Consider the following 17,564-nt stretch of genomic DNA (forward strand, 5'->3'; position numbering starts at 1 on the left):
GTCCTGCGCCCTTTCCTCCCACGCTGGCTGGAGAGGTGGCAGTGCCTTGCTTTCGCATCAGACGGTCGAAGACCGATGTTCGAAATGCATTCTTCCTTTTCCAGGATTTCCAGCGCTCGCGCTGCCCAGTCCCTTTCCGTGCGGCTGAGCCCGCTGGCCCTGGCCTGTGCCTTCATCTGCCTGCCGGCGCAGGCTCAAACCCAAACCCAAACGCCAACGCCCCAATCAACCGCCCTGCCCGAGGTCCAGGTCACCGGCCAGGCCGAACGCATCGGCCAGCAACTGGCCCAGCCTGCGCGCTCGGCCAGCCATACCGGCGTCTCCAACCAGGAAGTGCCGGCCAGTGTGGATGGTGTTTCTGCCGAGCAGATGCAGGAGCGCGGCGACTACGCCCTGGTGGACGCCGTCACGCGCACCGTGGGCCTGACCTCCAGCAGCACGCCGGGCAATGGCGGCCTGTCCTTCAGCAGCCGCGGCTTTGCGGGCGTGAACTCCGTGGGCGTGGCCGAAGACGGCATGGTGCTGGGCGTGGCCGCCGGCACCACGGCCTATCCGGGTGACAGCTGGGGCTACGAGCGCATCGACGTGCTGCGCGGCCCGGCCTCGCTGATGTACGGCAGCGGCACCATGGGCGCCACGGTCAACGCCATCCGCAAGCAGCCCAGCCGCACCAGCTCGGCCGAGGTGCTGGTGGGCGCGGGCACGGACGACACGCTGCGCCTGGGCCTGGGCGTGACCGGCGCCCTGGGCGCCTATGCCAGCTACCGCATCGACAGCTACACCGCCCGCAGCGCAGGCGAGCGCGATCTGGACCAGTCGCGCAACGGCAAGTTCATGAGCACGCTGCGCTTGGAGCCCACGAGCGACCTGCAGATCGACCTGATTGCCGACCGCAGCGTGCAAAAGCCCAGCCGCTACTGGGGCACGCCCGGCCTGGACGGCAAGGTGGTGGAGTCGCTGCGCGACCGCAACTACAACGCCGAAGACAGCGTGCTGCGCTATGCCGACGAGCGCCTGCGCGCCAAGGTGCAATGGAAGGCCAATGACTGGCTGACGGTGCGCAACGAGCTGTACCACGTGCAGTCGGACCGCCACTGGCGCAACATCGAGGCCTACGCGCTCAACCCCGCCACCTGGACCGTGGGCCGCTCCGACTACCTGGAAATCCTGCACGACCTGGAGCAGACCGGCAATCGCCTGGGCCTGAACGTGGACCGGGGATCGCACAAGATCGCCATGGGATGGGAGGCCGCACGCATCAACCTGCGGCTGTCCAACAACTCGCCCTACGGCGGCTCGTCCACGGTCTCGGCCTGGGACCCCGTGCATGGCAGCTGGGCCAGCCCCGATGTCACCAAGGCCAAGACCGAAACCGGCGTGACCCAGCATGCGCTGTACCTGGAGGATGCCTGGCGCATCAGCAACCGCTGGCTGGCCATGGCCGGACTGCGCCGCGATGTCTACAGCTTTGCCAGCCATTCCCTGGTGGGCGGCACGGATTTCAACAAGACGCTGGCCGCCACCTCCTGGCGCCTGGGCCTGACCTATGAGCTGGCCCGCGACACCCATGTCTATGGGCAGATCAGCTCGGGCCATGATCCCGTCAACAGCCTGGTCTCGCTGAACCTGGCCAACACGGCTTACAAGCTGAGCAAGGGCCGCCAGGCCGAGATCGGCATCAAGCAGCAGGTGGCAGGCGGGCGCGGCGAATGGACGCTGGCCGTGTTCGACATCAAGAAGGACGACATCATCACGCGCGACCCCGACCGCCCGGCCATCTCCATCCAGGGCGGCAGCCAGTCCTCGCGCGGCGCCGAGGTCACTGCCAACTTCCAGGCCACGCCCGCCCTGCGCCTGGAGGGCAATCTGTCCTATGTGGATGCCCAGTTCGACAAGCTCATCGAGGCCGGCGGCAACCGCGCCGGCAACCGCCCGCAGAACGTGGCCAAGACCACGGCCAACCTCTGGGGCCACTACCGCGTGGGCGCCTGGCAGGCCTCGCTGGGCCTGCGCTACGTGGGTGACCGCTTTGGCAACAACGCCAATACCGTGAACCTGCCCGCCTACACCGTGGCCGACGCCGCGCTGAGCTGGCAGGTGGACGCGCGCACCACCCTGAGCCTGATCGGCCGCAACCTGGCCGACAGGGTCTATGTGGGATCGAGCTACGGCAGCCAGTTCCTGGTCGGGCAAGGCCGCCGCTTCGAGATCGCGGCGCATATCCGGTTCTGATGGCCATGCCGCGCTCCAAAAGCCTCCACGGTCTCCAGGGCCTGTGCGCTGGCGCCCTGGCGGCCACCCTGCTGCTGGCCGGCTGCTCGCGCAGCGATTCCGGCACCACCAGTGAACTGCCGGCACCGGCTGCCGCACCGCAGGCGGCCGTGACCGTCAATGTCTGCGGCAGCCCCGTGACCTACGCCAACGCACCGCTGCGCGCCGTGACCCATGACGTGAACATCACCGAGATGTTTCTCTTTCTGGGCCTGGGCGAGCGGCTGGTGGGCTACAGCGGTATCACGCAGGCCAAGCAGATCGACCCGGCCTTTCAGGCCCAGCTGGCCCGCGTGCCGCGGCTGGCCGAGCGCGAGATGAACCTGGAGGCCATCCTGGGCGCCTCGGCCGACTTCGTCTTCGGCGGCTGGAGCTACGGTTTTCGCCAGGGCCAGGTCACGCCCGAGGTGCTGCAGCGCCACGGCATTGCCTCGTATGTGCTGTCCGAATCGTGCATCCGCGTGGGGCCGCGCAGCCAGGTGGCGCTGGAAGACGGCCTGACCGACCTGCGCAACCTGGGCCGCATCTTCCGCATCGACGCCCATGCCGAGCAACTGGCGCAGGGGCTGGAGCGCGACCTGAAGGACCTGCGCGAGCGCATGCAGGGCGTGCGGCAGCGGCCTTCGGTCTTCGTCTACGACAGCGGCCAGGACATCCCCGTGACCGTGGGCCGCTACGGCATGCCGCAGGCCATGATCGAGGAAGCGGGCGGGCGCAACATCTTCGACGACATTCCCAGCAACTGGCCCGCAGGCAACTGGGAGGACGTGGTGCAGCGCAACCCGCAGTGGATCGTCATCATCGACTACGGCCAGCCCCATGCCCAGGGCAAGATCGACTTCCTGCTGGCCAAGCCCGAGCTGGCCGGCGTCGATGCCATTCGCGAAAAGCGGTTTTTCGTCATGACCTATGCCGAGGCCACGCCCGGCCCGCGCAATATTGCGCGGACCCGCGCCCTGGCGCAGGCCCTGCACCCCGACCGCATGCCGGCGCCCAGCCATGCGGCCAACTGACTCCCGCTGGCCCAGGCGCCCGGGCGCCGCCCGCCTCTGGTGCCTGCTGCTGTTCGCGGCCCTGTTGCTGGTGATGACGCTGGCCATCACTTGGGGACCAGTGGACATGCCTGCCGGCACGGTCTGGCGCATTGCCTGGAGCCGGCTGCTGCAGGTGCTGGGCATGCAATCGCCGCCGCTGGAGGGCATCACGCCGCAGCACCAGCAGATCGTCTGGCTGATCCGCATGCCGCGCGTGCTGCTGGCGGCCCTGGTGGGCGCGGGGCTTGCCGTGGTGGGCACCATCATGCAGGCCATGGTGCGCAATCCGCTGGCCGATCCCTATCTGTTGGGCGTGTCCTCGGGTGCGTCGGTGGGCGCCGTGGCCGTGCTGGCCTTCGGTGCGCTGGCCTCGGCCGGCATGTACGCCCTCACGGCCGGGGCCTTTGCAGGGGCGCTGGCGGCCACCGTCGCCGTCTACCTGCTGGCGCGCTCCCAGGGCCGCATCCATGCCACGCGGCTGATCCTGGGTGGCGTGGCCATCGGCTATGTGCTGGCGGGCGTGACCAGCCTGATCACCCTGTCATCGGGCCAGCGCGACCTGGCCAATGCCCTGCTGACCTGGACGCTGGGCAACCTGGCCGGCACGCAGTGGGAGGAACTGGGCATTCCCGCCGCCGTGCTGGCTGCGGGAATGCTCTGGCTGGGGCTGCAGACGCGCCCGCTCAACGCCCTGCTGGCCGGTGACGAGGCCGCCGCCACGCTGGGCGTGGACACGGCACGGCTGCGGCGCGCACTGTTCCTGGCGGTGTCGCTGCTCACGGGCACCATGGTGGCGGTCAGCGGCGCCATCGGCTTTGTGGGGCTGATCGTGCCGCACGCCGCGCGCATGCTGGTGGGCACGGACCACCGGCGCGTGCTGCCCGTGGCCGCCCTGGCCGGCGCCCTGCTGCTGGTGCTGGTGGATCTTGTCGCGCGCACGGCCTTTGCGCCCATGGAACTGCCCGTGGGCGTGATCACCTCGCTGATCGGCGGACCCTTCTTCGTCTGGATGCTGGTGCGCCAGCCGGTGCAGGGAGGGCGCGGCCCATGAAGCTGCAAGCCCAGGACCTGTGCTGGAGTGCCGATGCCCGGCGCATCGTGGACCAGGCCAGCCTCGCCCTGCACAGCGGCGAATGCGTGGGGCTCATCGGCCCCAACGGCAGCGGCAAATCCACCCTGCTGCGCATGCTCTACCGAGTGTTGCGGCCCGACGCAGGCTGCGTGCTGCTGAACCAGCGCGACATCCGGGACATGACGGCCCGCGAGTTCGCGGCCCAGGTCTCGGTCCTGGCGCAGGAGGCGCCGCAGAGCTTTGACTTCACCGTGCGCGAAGCCGTGATGATGGGCCGCATCCCCCACCAGTCCCCCTGGGCGGGCGACAGCGCCGAGGACCTCGCCTGCATGCGCCAGGCGCTGGCCCAGGTGAATGCCTTGGCGCTGGAGGCGCGTCGCTTCTCCAGCCTTTCCGGCGGCGAAAAGCAGCGCGTGCTCGTGGCCCGCGCGCTGGCCCAGCAGCCACGGCTGATGCTGCTGGACGAGCCCACCAACCACCTGGACATACGCCATCAGCTGGAGTTGATGTCACTGGTCCGGCGCCTGCAGATCAGCAGCATCGTCGCCCTGCACGACCTCAACATCGCCGCCCACTACTGCGACCGTCTCTATCTCATGGAACAAGGCCGCATCGTTGCCCATGGCACACCGGCCCAGGTACTGACCCCGGCCACCATCGGCCAGGTCTACGGCGTGGCTGCCGAGGTGGACATCCATGCCGCCACCGGCCGGCTGCGCATCAGCTTCATTCCCGATGAACTCCTCTGAAACATCAATCCCGCCCGGGCCCGACGCCGTGATCGTGCTGGGCCGCGGCGGCACGGGCGCAGCATCGCGCCAAAGCCTGATCGAACTGGCCGATGCCTTGCGCCAGACGCTGGAGCCGGCCTGCAAGGTCGTCACATCGTTCGTGGACAAGGCCGCACCCTCGCTGCCCGAGGCGCTGCAGCAATGCCTGCCGGCGCGCTCCATCGTCGTGCTGCCCCTGTTCTCGCCCGACGAGCCTGCCCTGCTGCGCTGGCTGCACAAGCTGGCCATGCGCTGGCGCTCGCAGTTGCCGGACCAGGGCGTGCAGGTGCGGTTTGCCGACCATCTGCTGGGCGCTGCCGCCATGCCCGCGCTGCTGCTGCCGCAGATCAGGCAAGCCCTGCAGACCCCGGATGTGGCCGAAACCGCAGGCGACCAATGGCAGCACGATCCCCAGGCCTGGTCCCAGGTGCCGGACCACCAGCACCATGCCCTGGTCTGCACGGGACCGCGCTGCACGGCACTGGGCGCCGTGGCCGTCTGGCAAAGCCTGGGCGAGGCAGTGCAGGCCAGCAGCGAACTGCGTGCCAGGCTGCGCCTGCTGCAGACCAGCTGCCAGTACCCCTGCAACCATGGCCCGCTGGCCATCGTCTATCCGGACGGCGTCTGGTACGGGCGGCTGACAGTCGGGAATGCGGCCCAGGTGGTGGAGGCCCATGTGCTCTCACGGCAGGTTTGTGCGGAGCACCACGTGCACGGGCCTGTGGAGCTGGGAAAGCGGGCTTCGTGATGTCTCAGGGCTGTGCCGCCTCCAGCTCGGCCAGCCTCACCGCCACAAAATCCCGCAACGCACGCACCAGCGGCGTGAACTGCCTGCGGCTGGGGGCGACCAGGAACAGCGGCACGCACTCGGTCGTCCAGTCGGTGCACAGCGCAAGAAGGCGGCCCCGGGCCAGGTCCTCGGCCACGTCGAAATACGACTTGTAGGCAATCCCCCGCCCGGCCACGGCCCAGCGCCGCACGGCATCTCCGTCATTGGCCACATTGCGGCCGCGCACCCGCACATGGACGGGCTCAGGTACGGCAGCCCCCTGCCCTGCCGGCCAGAAGGTCCAGCGGTCGTGCACTTCCTCGCCCAGCATGAAGCACAGGCAGTCATGTCCGGCCAGGTCGTGGGGGGTGGCGGGGGCGCCACGCTGCTGCAGATAGGAGGGCGCGGCGCAGAGCACGCGGCGGTGCGTGTCCGACAGCGGCAAGGCCACCAGGCTGGAATCCTGCGGCCTGCCATAGCGAAATGCCGCGTCCACAGGCTCGCTGTAGACATTGGCCGCGCGGTCGGACAGGTGCAGGCGCAGATCCACGCCTGCGTGCTGGCTCTGGAACTCGTCCAGCCAGGGCATGAGCACGTTGCGGCCCAGGTCGGAGGGGGCGGCCAGTTGCAGCGTGCCGCGCAAAGCGGCCTGGCCGCCAGCCAACTGGTCGCGCACCTGGCGCAGGCCGGCCAGCGCGGGGCGGCAGTGCTCCAGAAACAGCTCGCCCTCCTGCGTGAGCCGCAGGCTGCGCGTGGAGCGCACGAACAGGGTCACGCCCAGCTCTGCCTCCAGCCGCTTGAGCGCTGCGCTGGCCGCAGCCGGGGTCAGGTCCAGGGCACGCGCCGTGGCCGAGAGGCTGCCGCTGTCTGCGGTGCGCACGAAGATATCCAGGTCTTGCAGGCTTTTCATGGGCATTCGCCAGGCTTTGATTTTCAAAAACTATTTGAAGCTTAGTCCAACGAGAAAGCCATTTGTCGCGCTTGCGCCAACTGGGCGCAGGGCCTGGGATGGAAGCCGGCTTCCATCCTTTGGCAGCGGATCTTGGCGCCGCGGCAACCGTAGTATGGTTGCCGCCATGCAGCTCAAACATTTCGCCGGTGCCCTGGCTGGCAGCCTTGTGTTCGCCACAGCCACGGCAGGGGTCACCGCAGCCAAGACCCCCTCCTATCCCGATGCCGATGCCAGCGACCCCGCAAAGCTGGGCTGGATGGTGGGCTCGCCGCCACCGCCGGACCGCATGCTGCGCTTCGACGACGGCTCCTATTTCCAGTTTCCCGCCATGCGCTGGAGCGTCTCGCACTTTCGCCAGCTCATGCCCACGGTGAATGTGTCACGCGGCCTGGCGCCTGCAGCGCCGCTGGCCCAGGCGTTGCGCGACGACATCGACGAGTTGCGCTTCACGCCATTGGGTGCCAGCCAGCCCATGACCTGGCGCGATTCGCTCAAGGCCAACTACACCGACGGCATCGTGGTGCTGCACAAGGGCCGCGTGATCTATGAGCGCTACTTCGGCGTGCTCAAACCCGAAGGCCAGCACGGCGCCATGTCGGTGACCAAGTCCTTCGTCGGAACGCTGGCGGCCATGCTGGCTGCCGAGGGGCAGCTCGACCCCTCGCGCCGCGTGTCGGAGTACGTGCCCGAGCTGGCGGCCTCGGCCTTCGGCAATGCCACGGTGCGCCAACTCATGGACATGACCACGGGCATACGCTTCAGCGAAGACTATGCGGACCCCCAGGCCGAGGTCTGGGCGCACGCGGCAGCGGGCAACCCGCTGCCCAAGGCCAAGGACTACACCGGGCCGCGCAGCTACTACGAATTCCTGCAGACCGTGAAGCCCGAAGGCGTGCACGGCAAGGCCTTCGGCTACCGCACGGCCAACACCGATGCGCTGGGCTGGGTGCTGGCGCGCGTGAGCGGCCAATCGGTGGCCGATCTGCTGTCCGAGCGCATCTGGAGCCGCCTGGGCGCCGAGCAGGATGCCTACATGTCGGTGGACTCCACGGGCACGCCCTTTGCAGGCGGCGGCCTGAACCTGGGCCTGCGGGACCTGGCGCGCTTTGGCGAGATGCTGCGCAACCGGGGCCAGTTCAACGGCCAGCAGATCGTTCCCGCAGCCGCCGTGGACGATATCCGCCGGGGCGGCGATGCGGCGGCCTTTGCCAAGGCCGGCTACAAGCTGCTGCCGGGCTGGACCTACCGCAACATGTGGTGGGTCACGCACAACGCCCATGGCGCCTTCGCGGCGCGCGGCGTGCATGGCCAGACCGTCTACATCGATCCCAAGGCACAGATGGTGATTGCGCGCTTTGCCTCCCATCCGGTGGCTGGCAATGCGGCCAATGACCCGACCTCGCTGCCAGCCTATGAGGCCCTGGGCAGGCTGCTGGCGGGGGAGCGCTGAAGGGGAGCGAATTTCCCGCATAGGCTTCGGCGGCCAGGGGGCACCGCCTGCAAGAACGCGTATTGTCAAGAAAATTTGCTAACGTATGTAGCATCTTCTTGCAATAAGTAATTCTTCTATGTTCCAGTCCCTGCGTGCGCGACTCATCGCGCTCAGCGTGGCCATCGTCACCGTGGCCATGCTGGCCCTGGCCATTGCCAACTTCCTCACGGTGCAGCGCCATGTGCTGTCCACCCTCGACGACCAGAGCCGCCAGCTCGTGAACGCCCAGGCCCAGGTTCTGGGCGAATGGGTGGCGACCAAGCGCCTGCTGACCCATACCCTGGCGCAGGCGGTCGATACGCCGGACCCGCGTGCCGTGGTCCAGGCGCTGCGCGACGGCGGCGGCTTCTCGGATGCCTACTTCGGCTACACCGACAAGCGCATGTTCTTCCTCAACGAGATGGCTGCCGACTACGACGTGACGGCCCGCCCCTGGTTCAGGCAGGCGTTGAAGGAAGGCCGCCCCATCGTGACGGCGCCCTATCTGTTTGTCTCTCCACCCGAAGTGGGCGTGACCTTTGCCGAGCCCGTGGGCCCGGCCGGCAATCCCGTCGCCGTGGTCGGCACCGACGTGCTGCTTACCACCGTGGTGCGCACCGTGGGCGCCATCCGGCCCACGCCGGGCAGCTTTGCCTTCTTGGTGGATGAGGCGGGCGCCATCGTCACCCATCCCGATCCGGCACTCACGCTCAAGCCCGTCTCCGCGCTCTCGCCCCAGTTGGGTGCCGACGCCATCCAGGCCCTGCCCAAGGCGGACTCCGGCATGCGCACGCCCGTCGGCGGCAAGGACTTCCTGCTCTACGGCCAGGGCGTGCCCGGCACGGACTGGCAACTGGTGGTGGCCGTGCAGCGCGACGAGGCGCTGTCCGCGCTGGGTTCGCTGCTCAAGGTGTCGGGCGCCATCGTTGCCATTTCGCTGATCCTGGCGATTGCGCTGCTGGGCGTCGTCATTGCCCGCGTCACGCGCCGGCTGGCCGTGGTGCGCGATGCGCTGGAAGACATCGCCTCGGGTGACGGCGATCTCACGCGCCGCCTGTCGGTGCAAGGCAATGACGAACTGACGCAGATCGCACGCGCGTTCAACCACTTCACCGACAAGATCGCCTCGGTGCTGGTGCGCATCCGGGAATCGTCCGAGACCGTGCGCCATGCCTCCACCGAAATCGCCAGCGGCAACCAGGACCTGTCGGCACGCACCGAGCAGCAGGCCAGCTCGCTGGAGGAAACGGCTGCCGCCATGGAGCAGCTCACGGCCACCGTGCAGCACAACGCCGAGAATGCGCGCCAGGCGCGGCAACTGGCCAGCAGCGCCTCCGACATCGCCACGCATGGCGGCACGGTCGTGGACGAGGTGGTGCGCACCATGGGCGGCATCGAACAATCCTCGCACCGCATTGCCGACATCATTGGCGTGATCGACTCCATCGCGTTCCAGACCAATATCCTCGCGCTCAACGCCGCTGTGGAAGCAGCCCGTGCCGGTGAGCAGGGCCGCGGCTTTGCCGTGGTGGCCTCTGAAGTGCGCACGCTGGCCCAGCGCAGCGCCACGGCCGCCAAGGAAATCAAGGCGCTGATCGATGACTCCGTGGGCCAGGTCGATGCCGGCAGCCGGCTGGTGCAGGACGCAGGCGCCACCATGGGCAAGGTGGTGGAAAGCGTGCAGCGCGTGACCGCCATCGTCACCGAGATCAGCAATGCCAGCCAGGAACAGAGCACGGGCATTGCCGAGATCGGGACCGCCGTCAGCCAGATGGACCAGTCCACCCAGCAGAACGCGGCCCTGGTCGAAGAGGCCACGGCCGCCGCCCAGTCGCTGCAGCAGCAGGCCGCGCAGCTGGCGGATGTGGTGGCGGGGTTCCGGCTCCAGTCCTGACCGGGCCCAGCCAGGGGCGCAGGCCCTGACTGCTAGCCCCGCCTGTCCTTGAGGCGCGTCATGGAGCGGCGCGCCGCAGACAGGCTTGCGCGCCGGCCCATGGGCAGTCCAGCACCCGCCTCGGGCATGGCCGCACCGGCCAATCGCTGCTGCGCCTGCAGCAGGCTGCGAAGGTCCGCTGCCCGCTCCTGCGCCAGGGCGGCCGCATTCTGGGCGGTCTGCAGCTGGGAGTGCAGGCTCAGCTGCTCCTCCTCGCTCTTTTCATAGCGGCTTTGCAGCTCTGCAAGGCGGGTCGCTGCCTTGCGCTCCTGCTCGGTGGCGGCCTTGCGCGCGGCCGCCAGTTCCTGCCGCGCACGATCCACCTCATTGAGCATGTGGCGCTCATTGCCCGCGTACTGCTCGGCCATGCGCTGGCGCTCCAGCGCGGCGGACTGCATTTCCTCGCCATGCTTTTGCTGCAGCGCCTCGCGCTGGCGGGCGGCTTCGGCCAGCGCATCGCGCATTTCTTCCAGGCGTTCGTCGCGGTCCTGCAGCTGCTGCTGCATTTCATCCAGCCGGCGCGACAAGTCCTGCGACTGGGCCTGGGCCACTTGCAGGGCCTGGTCCATGGCCTCTTTCTGCGCTTGCATGGACGCCTCGCGCCGCGCCATTTGCTCCTGCTGCTCCTGCAGCTCGGCCTGCGTGGCCTGTGCCGCTTCCTCCCGGGATTGCAGGGCGGCGCGGGCAGCCTCCATGGCCTCTTCCTGGGCGGCGTCCCACAGCTGCTGCGCCAGGCGCTGAACGGGATCGGGCACCGACGACGGCAGCAGCTCGCCCTGCCCTGCCGCCACGCCCAGGCGCTGGCCCAGCGTGGCAAACCAGGTCTCCAGCATGGGGCTGACGGTATTCGGCGAGCCCCGGCCAATGTGCTGGCGCACGCGCTCGATGGTCGGCCGCAGGCCCTGGGCGATCAAGGCGTCTGCCGCAGCCCAGACATCGGCTTCCTGCACGCCACGGGTGGATGTTTTCTGCATATCGTGAACTATTTCCAAGATTACCAACGATAAGAGGTTGTTATCGTGAGTTATTTTAACTTTTTGTAATACATCATATGTTAGATGTATTAAATATTACATATGAAATTTTCATACAGTATGGATGCGCACATTACACGGATTTGTGGCGCAAAAAGGCCGCTCATGGTCGCTGGAAAGTGAACTTTGCGTCGTGCCGATCGCTGCAGGCCCGCAAGGGATTGCCCGGGCGGCGTCGGGCGACAATCCATGGATGCGCACCGGCCCTTTTTCGCTGACCTCCCGACCTCAGCCCCTGGACGACATCCAGGAAGGCAACGCCCTGCCGTCCGCCGGCCTGGAGCCTGCCGCCCGGCAGGCCGTGCGCGAGCTGATGCACGAGGGCGAATCCGCCAACACCAGAAACAGCTACCAAAGCGCCATGCGCTACTGGTCCGCCTGGCATGCGCTGCGGTTTGACCGGCAGATGCAGCTGCCGCTGGATGTGCCCTGCGTGCTGCAATTCATCATTGACCATGCCCAGCGGCAGACCGGCGCGGGCCTGGCCAGTGAAATGCCGATGCACATCGACCGCGCCCTGGTCGAGGCCGGATACAAGGCCCGCGAAGGCCCCCTGTCGCACAACACGCTGGTGCACCGCATGGCGGTGCTGTCCAAGGCCCATCAGGTGCATGGACTGGCCAACCCCTGCCAGGACGGTGCCGTGCGCGAGCTGATGTCGCGCACGCGCAAGGCCTATGCGCGGCGCGGTGAAGGCCCCGCCAAGAAGGATGCGCTGACGCGCGACTTGCTGGAGCAATTGCTGGACACCTGTGACGACAGCCTGCGCGGCCGCCGCGACCGCGCCCTGCTGCTGTTCGCCTGGTCCAGCGGCGGGCGCCGCCGCTCGGAGGTGGCCGGGGCCGACATGCGCCACCTGCGGGCCGTGGGGCCGCAGGAATTCATCTACACGCTGGCCCACTCCAAGACCAACCAGTCCGGACGGGACGCGCCCGAGAACCACAAGCCCGTCACCGGGCGCGCGGCCCAGGCGCTGGCCGATTGGCTGCGTGCCGCCGCCATACAGGAAGGGCCGATCTTCCGGCGCATCCGCAAGGGCGGCCATGTGGGCGAGCCCCTGTCGCCAGCGGCCGTGCGCGACATCGTGAAGCAGCGCTGTGCGCTGGCGGGCGTGGAGGGAGATTTCTCGGCGCATTCCCTGCGCTCGGGCTTTGTGACCGAGGCCGGGCGCCAGAACGTGCCCCTGCCCGACACCATGGCGCTGACGGGGCACAGCAGCGTCAATACGGTGCTGGGCTATTTCCGTGCGGATTCCGCGTTGAGCAACCGTGCGGCCCGGCTGCTCGATGCCGGCGACGACGACGCGGCCGCCGCCGCGCAAGGCAGCGGCGGACCGCAGCGCTGAGGTGCCGGCTCAAAAGAGCTCAAAAGCCCCAAAAAGCCCCAAGGCTCACTCCTGTACCGAGGTCCGCGTGCCGCTCAGGCCCAGCTTGCGCAGCAGCGTGGTGTCGGCCTCCACATCGGGGTTGCCGGTCACCAGCAGCTTGTCCCCGTAGAAGATGGAATTGGCGCCGGCCATGAAGCACAGGGCCTGCACGGCGTCGCCCAGTTGCTGCCGGCCCGCCGACAGGCGCACGCGCGCCGTGGGCATGGTGATGCGCGCCACCGCGATCACGCGCACGAAGTCCAGCGGATCGACAGGCTCGCTGTCCGCCAGCGGCGTGCCGGGCACGCGCACCAGGCTGTTGATGGGCACCGACTCGGGATGCGGATTGAGATTGGCCAGCTGGGCGATCAGGCCCGCGCGGTGCACGGGCGCCTCGCCCATGCCGATGATGCCGCCGCAGCACACGCTGATGCCTGCGCCGCGCACGGCCTTGAGCGTGTCCAGGCGGTCCTGGTACTGGCGCGTGCTGACCACGTCCTGGTAGTACTCGGGCGCCGTGTCCAGGTTGTGGTTGTAGTAGTCCAGGCCCGCTTCGCGCAGCGACTGCGCCTGGTGGGGCTGGAGCATGCCCAGCGTGGCGCAGGTCTGCATGCCCAGGCCCTTCACGGCGCCGATCAGCTCGTTCATCTTCTCGATGTCGCGGTCCTTGGGCGCGCGCCAGGCTGCGCCCATGCAAAAGCGCGTAGCGCCCGCGTCCTTGGCCGCCTGGGCGGCGCGCGTGACTTCGTCCACGCTCATGAGCTTTTCTGCCTTGACGCCGGTGTCGAACTCGGCCGCCTGCGGGCAGTAGCCGCAGTTCTCGGGGCAGCCTCCGGTCTTGACCGACAGCAGCGTGGCCAGTTCGATATCGCCCGCAGGCCAGTGCTCGCGGTGCACGCTCTGGGCCTGGAACATCAGGTCCATGAAGGGCTTGTCCAGCAGTTCCTGGATGGCCTGCACGCTCCAGGCGCCTTCAAACGGCAGCGTGTCGCTTTTGGAGGGGCGTGCATGCCATTGCAGGGGGCTGCCGGCCGCAGGCTGTGCGGAGGTGGCGGAAGTCGTCGGGGTGGTGCTGCAGGCGGTCATCAAAAACTCCTCTGTGGGTCTGCTTTTTTCATTCTGATGAGCAAAAAAAGCCTTGGGAATGAAAAAGCCGGCTCCTTGGCAAAAATAGTTGCCCCATTTTCATGGCCTGCAAAAAAAGCGAACTTCGCTTATTTTTGAGCGATGTTGGGCATGTTTTGGCAGAAGTTCTTCTCGGTGACTTCTTCTTGCCGCAAGCACGCGGCCATTGGCGGTCAACATCGCTCAATTGTCCGATGAGCGCTTCAAAAGATGCGTGGACAGGCGCGGCAACGGATTCCCAATACCTGCCAGATGCCTCTCCAAAACGACCACAATGGGTGCCCTCCGTCGTCGCCACAGCGGCTTTCAGCCCTGCCGGCCTGCGGCTGAACCCGTTTCTCTCTGCTTTCGCCGCTTTTGCTCAGATTTCCCTCACATGTCCCTGCGCTCCCTGGAATTTCCTACCGAACACGGCAAGCCGCTGCTGCTCTCGCGCGAGCAGCAGGCCATCCTGGCGCATGAGGGGCGTTCGGCCATCGTGGCTGCGCTGGCGGGAGTGGGCAAGACCACGACGCTGGCCTGCAAGGTGGTCCAGGCCTGCCGCAGCGGCCAGGCGCAGCGCATTCTGGTGCTGGCGTATTCGCGCTCCGGCGTGGCGGCCTTCCATCACCGGCTGCAGCAACTGGTGCGCGAGGTGCCGCCCCAGGTGCAGATCACCACGGTGGAGCGCTGGGCGGCCCAGCAGATCCGCCGCCGCGACCCGGCGGCCCGCTTTCTGGCCGACCGCGTGGCACTGCAGGCCCGTGTGCGCGAGGCACATGCCGCGCTGTGCGAGCGGCTGGCCTGGCAGCCCGACCCTTTGTTCGAGCAGCCCGGCGATCTGGATCTGGACGCCTTCTGGGACTTCAACCTCGGCGCCAAGAAGTCGTTGCTGCCCCAGCGCCTGGCCGAGGAAGGCATGGGACTGGCGAGTTTCTGCGAGGAGTATTTGCTCGACTACCGCCTGGCTTGCCTGTTCTTCGAGTACGAGCGCCGCCGCATCGATCACTGCGGCGACCCGCTGTACTACGCCGAAGGCGACTGCAGCCATGCACTGGCCAGCGACGCCCTGCAGGGCCAGGCGCTGGACCTGCCGCGCTACGACCTGGTGGTGTTCGACGAGATGCATGACCTGGACCCGGCCTCGCTGCAGGTGCTGCGCGCCCTGGTCGGAACCAGCGGCTGCGCCTTTCTGGGCGCAGGCGACTTCAACCAGCACATCGAGGCACAGGCCTGGTCCGTGTTCCGCGACAAGCTCCACCAGCTCGATGATTTCCTGCCTCAGGCCACGGCCACGCTGGCGCTGAACCAGTCGCGGCGCTTCGGCCCCCAAGTGGCCAAGGCCGTCAATGCGCTGTTCAATGTGGGCCTGACAGCGGCGCCCACGCGCTTCAGCACCGTGCAGCAACTGCAGCACGCCGATGACAGCCAGTGCATTGACCAGCTGCTGCAGATCCAGGCCGGTCTGGCGCGCGGCACGCCAACGGCGGCGCCGGGTGAGCCCCCGTCGCCCGGCGCGCGCAATCCCTCGCTGACCGTGATCCTGCGCCACGAGCAGGACGCCTGCGCGCTGGAATGGGCCATCCACCGCGCCGGCAAGTCCGCCAGCTTCTACGGCTTCAAGCGTTTTTACCTGCAGCGCGAGATTGCCCTGCTGCTGGGCCTTTGCTATGCACATGGCATGCAGGCGCTGTCCTGGAAGGCCGAGACCAGCGTGCTGGGCAGCGAGATCCTGGCGGCCTTCGTGGAAGGTGCGCTGTTCTACGGCAAGGGCAGCGTGGCTGGCGGTGACATGGCCGATCCATCCAGCCGCCACACGCTGGCCCAGCGCATGGCAGGCGAGATGCTGCACAACCCGCAGATCATCTGGCGCTTCCTGAGCGACCAATCGAGCCTGCAGGGCGGACAACGCAACTTCCAGGCCTTTGGCAGCTTCTTGCAACTGCCTCTGGCGCTTCAGTCAGACGCACGCAGCCTGCTGGAGCAGGCCGATGTCTGGGGGCTGTTTGCCGGCGTGGCCCTGTCGCAGGCCCAGACGGCGGCCTTGCGTCAGCGCGTGAAGGCTTTCATGGATTCGGTGGCGGGCATGACCGTGCCCGACATGCTGGCTCAGGTGGCGGCCATGGCCACGCGCTTCGAGCGTGCCGTGCGGGCCGAGCGCGGATTCGACTTCCATCTCAGCACCATCGAGGAAGCCAAGGGCAAGGAGTACGACCACGTCGCCCTGCCCTTCATGGAGCCTGGCCGCTTTCCGGCGACGGCCCCGCACGCGCTGGCCTTTCTGGAGCGCAACCGCCTGTACGTGGCCATGACGCGCGCCAGAAAAAAGCTGTGGCTGCTGGAACATGTCCAGCGGCGCGTACAGCCTTTTGCCTGAGGCGCCTCAGCCCAGCGCGGCGATCACCTCGGCCGGCGCCTGCACCAGCTCGATCAGAACGCCCTCGCCGGCAATCGGGAACTCGTCATTGCTCTTGGGGTGCAGAAAGCAGATGTCGTAGCCGGCAGCGCCCTTGCGAATGCCGCCGGGCGCAAAGCGCACGCCCTGCTCCGTCAGCCACTGCACGGCCAGCGGCAGGTCGTCGATCCACAGGCCGATATGGTTCAGCGGCGTGGTGTGGACGGCAGGCTTCTTGTCGATGTCCAGCGGCTGCATGATGTCCACCTCGACCTTGTGCGCGCCCTGGCCCATGGCCAGGATGTCCTCGTCCACATTCTCGCGCTCGCTCTGGAAGGTGCCGGTCTGGGTCAGCCCCAGCATGTCCACCCACAGGCGCTTCATGCGCTGCTTGTCGGTGCCGCCGATGGCCACCTGCTGTATGCCCAGAACCCGGAAAGGACGCTGTTCGCTTGCCACTGTCTCGCTCCTGTTGATGTATGAAGAATCACATTGTGGAGGCAAACCGGGGCACGCAAGGCGCAGCGGGCAATGCCGCCATGGGGCTCAGAACTCCCCCAGCACCCAGCCGCTGATCACCGCAAAGTACTCGCGCAGCCAGGCGTTGGCGCGGATCGTCACGGGCGTGGGCGCGCCCACGGTGAAGGCCTGGCCGTAGCCGCTGCGCTCGGCAATCCAGCCCGCGCGCAGCGTGTGGAAATCGCTGGTGACGATGGCAATCGCCGCGTCCGGGGCCACGCCGCGCTCCTGCAGCAGGGGCAGGCTCCACGCCAGGTTCAGCGCCGTGCTGGTACTGCGCTGCTCCATCAGCAGGCGTTCTGGCGCAATGCCGTGGCGTTGCTGCAGATAGCGCGCCATGACGGCGCCCTCGCTCTCGCTTTCCCCAAAGTCCACGCCGCCGCTGGTGACCACCAGCGCCTTGGGCTGGCTTGCAGCCAGTTCGGCGGCGCGGTCCAGCCGCTGGGCCAGCGTCAGCGACGGTTGTCCCTCACGCGTGGCGCTGCCCAGCACCACGATGGCCTGCACCGGCTGGTCAGGGGCCAGCCGGGAAGAAGCAGACAGCAGATGTGCCCAGAACAGCAGCAGGCTGGCCAGCCACATCGCCAACGCCGCCCAGCCCAGCCACCAGGCGCGCCGCAGCCAGGCACTGGCACGCAGCCTGCGCGCAATGGCCGCGCGCCAGAAGCTGCACGCCATGAACAGCAGGCCCAGCACCGCTGGCAGCGTCACGCCCAGATTGAACATGCCGCGCGCCATCAGCACCACGGCATCGCCCAGCAGCACGGCGCCAGTGATCAGGCCCAGCCACTGCAAGGACCCCAGCCGCCGAATGCCCGCGACGGCGTTGCGGCCGGGCACTGGCCCGGGCGCGGCAGAGAGCTTGTGCAACAAG

At 67.9% G+C, this 17,564-nt stretch carries 14 protein-coding genes; 9 read left to right on the forward strand and 5 right to left on the reverse strand.

From position 1 onward, the window contains the following. The first annotated feature begins 75 nt into the window (after window positions 1-75). Genes GRX31_RS17225 through GRX31_RS17245 form a run of 5 tightly spaced genes read left to right on the forward strand, consistent with a single transcriptional unit; the run spans window position 76 to window position 5,895 of the window. Window positions 76-2,232 (forward strand): TonB-dependent receptor, encoded by a 2,157-nt coding sequence (locus GRX31_RS17225; protein ID WP_160853891.1) that lies wholly within the window; start codon window positions 76-78, stop codon window positions 2,230-2,232. Further along, a complete protein-coding gene (locus GRX31_RS17230; protein ID WP_160853893.1) occupies window positions 2,232-3,284 on the forward strand; it encodes an ABC transporter substrate-binding protein in 1,053 nt (350 codons plus the stop codon). The genes GRX31_RS17225 and GRX31_RS17230 overlap by 1 nt, the downstream gene beginning before the upstream one ends. After that, the gene (locus GRX31_RS17235) at window positions 3,271-4,356 is read left to right on the forward strand and encodes a FecCD family ABC transporter permease (RefSeq protein WP_160853895.1); all 1,086 of its coding nucleotides are present in this window, start codon (window positions 3,271-3,273) and stop codon (window positions 4,354-4,356) included. The genes GRX31_RS17230 and GRX31_RS17235 overlap by 14 nt, the downstream gene beginning before the upstream one ends. Then, window positions 4,353-5,126, forward strand: coding sequence for an ABC transporter ATP-binding protein (locus tag GRX31_RS17240; RefSeq protein ID WP_160853897.1), 774 nt, complete (start codon window positions 4,353-4,355; stop codon window positions 5,124-5,126). The genes GRX31_RS17235 and GRX31_RS17240 overlap by 4 nt, the downstream gene beginning before the upstream one ends. Beyond that, window positions 5,113-5,895, forward strand: coding sequence for a (2Fe-2S) ferredoxin domain-containing protein (locus tag GRX31_RS17245; protein WP_237426715.1), 783 nt, complete (start codon window positions 5,113-5,115; stop codon window positions 5,893-5,895). The genes GRX31_RS17240 and GRX31_RS17245 overlap by 14 nt, the downstream gene beginning before the upstream one ends. A gap of 4 nt (window positions 5,896-5,899) precedes the next feature. On the opposite strand, the gene GRX31_RS17250 is transcribed toward GRX31_RS17245, so the two are convergent. Then, a complete protein-coding gene (locus GRX31_RS17250) occupies window positions 5,900-6,826 on the reverse strand; it encodes a LysR family transcriptional regulator (RefSeq protein WP_202396615.1) in 927 nt (308 codons plus the stop codon). A gap of 166 nt (window positions 6,827-6,992) precedes the next feature. On the opposite strand from GRX31_RS17250, the gene GRX31_RS17255 reads away from it, so the two are divergent. Then, a complete protein-coding gene (locus GRX31_RS17255; RefSeq protein ID WP_202396616.1) occupies window positions 6,993-8,318 on the forward strand; it encodes a serine hydrolase domain-containing protein in 1,326 nt (441 codons plus the stop codon). A gap of 118 nt (window positions 8,319-8,436) precedes the next feature. Next, window positions 8,437-10,233, forward strand: coding sequence for a methyl-accepting chemotaxis protein (locus tag GRX31_RS17260; RefSeq protein ID WP_160853905.1), 1,797 nt, complete (start codon window positions 8,437-8,439; stop codon window positions 10,231-10,233). 32 nt (window positions 10,234-10,265) lie between these two features. On the opposite strand, the gene GRX31_RS17265 is transcribed toward GRX31_RS17260, so the two are convergent. Next, window positions 10,266-11,246 (reverse strand): DNA-binding protein, encoded by a 981-nt coding sequence (locus GRX31_RS17265; RefSeq protein WP_034366969.1) that lies wholly within the window; start codon window positions 11,244-11,246, stop codon window positions 10,266-10,268. 253 nt (window positions 11,247-11,499) lie between these two features. On the opposite strand from GRX31_RS17265, the gene GRX31_RS17270 reads away from it, so the two are divergent. Further along, complete coding sequence (locus tag GRX31_RS17270; RefSeq protein ID WP_051139114.1) at window positions 11,500-12,651, forward strand: site-specific integrase; 1,152 nt, start codon at window positions 11,500-11,502, stop codon at window positions 12,649-12,651. A 45-nt stretch (window positions 12,652-12,696) separates the two neighbouring features. Here the strand turns inward: GRX31_RS17270 and bioB are convergent, their stop codons facing one another. Next, window positions 12,697-13,758, reverse strand: a complete 1,062-nt coding sequence (gene bioB / locus GRX31_RS17275; protein WP_012205605.1) for a biotin synthase BioB — start codon at window positions 13,756-13,758, stop codon at window positions 12,697-12,699. A gap of 415 nt (window positions 13,759-14,173) precedes the next feature. Between bioB and GRX31_RS17280 the strand changes: the two genes are divergently transcribed. Beyond that, window positions 14,174-16,153 (forward strand): UvrD-helicase domain-containing protein, encoded by a 1,980-nt coding sequence (locus GRX31_RS17280; RefSeq protein ID WP_160853907.1) that lies wholly within the window; start codon window positions 14,174-14,176, stop codon window positions 16,151-16,153. Between the two features lie 6 nt (window positions 16,154-16,159). Here GRX31_RS17280 and GRX31_RS17285 read toward each other — a convergent pair whose 3' ends face one another. After that, window positions 16,160-16,630: a VOC family protein gene (locus GRX31_RS17285; RefSeq protein ID WP_013802423.1), complete on the reverse strand. Its 471-nt coding sequence runs from the start codon at window positions 16,628-16,630 to the stop codon at window positions 16,160-16,162. A gap of 87 nt (window positions 16,631-16,717) precedes the next feature. Beyond that, the gene (locus GRX31_RS17290; RefSeq protein ID WP_160853909.1) at window positions 16,718-17,560 is read right to left on the reverse strand and encodes a YdcF family protein; all 843 of its coding nucleotides are present in this window, start codon (window positions 17,558-17,560) and stop codon (window positions 16,718-16,720) included. Between the last annotated feature and the right edge of the window lie 4 nt (window positions 17,561-17,564).

The sequence above is a fragment of the Delftia sp. CH05 genome (assembly GCF_009827015.1).
GTDB lineage: Bacteria > Pseudomonadota > Gammaproteobacteria > Burkholderiales > Burkholderiaceae_C > Comamonas > Comamonas tsuruhatensis.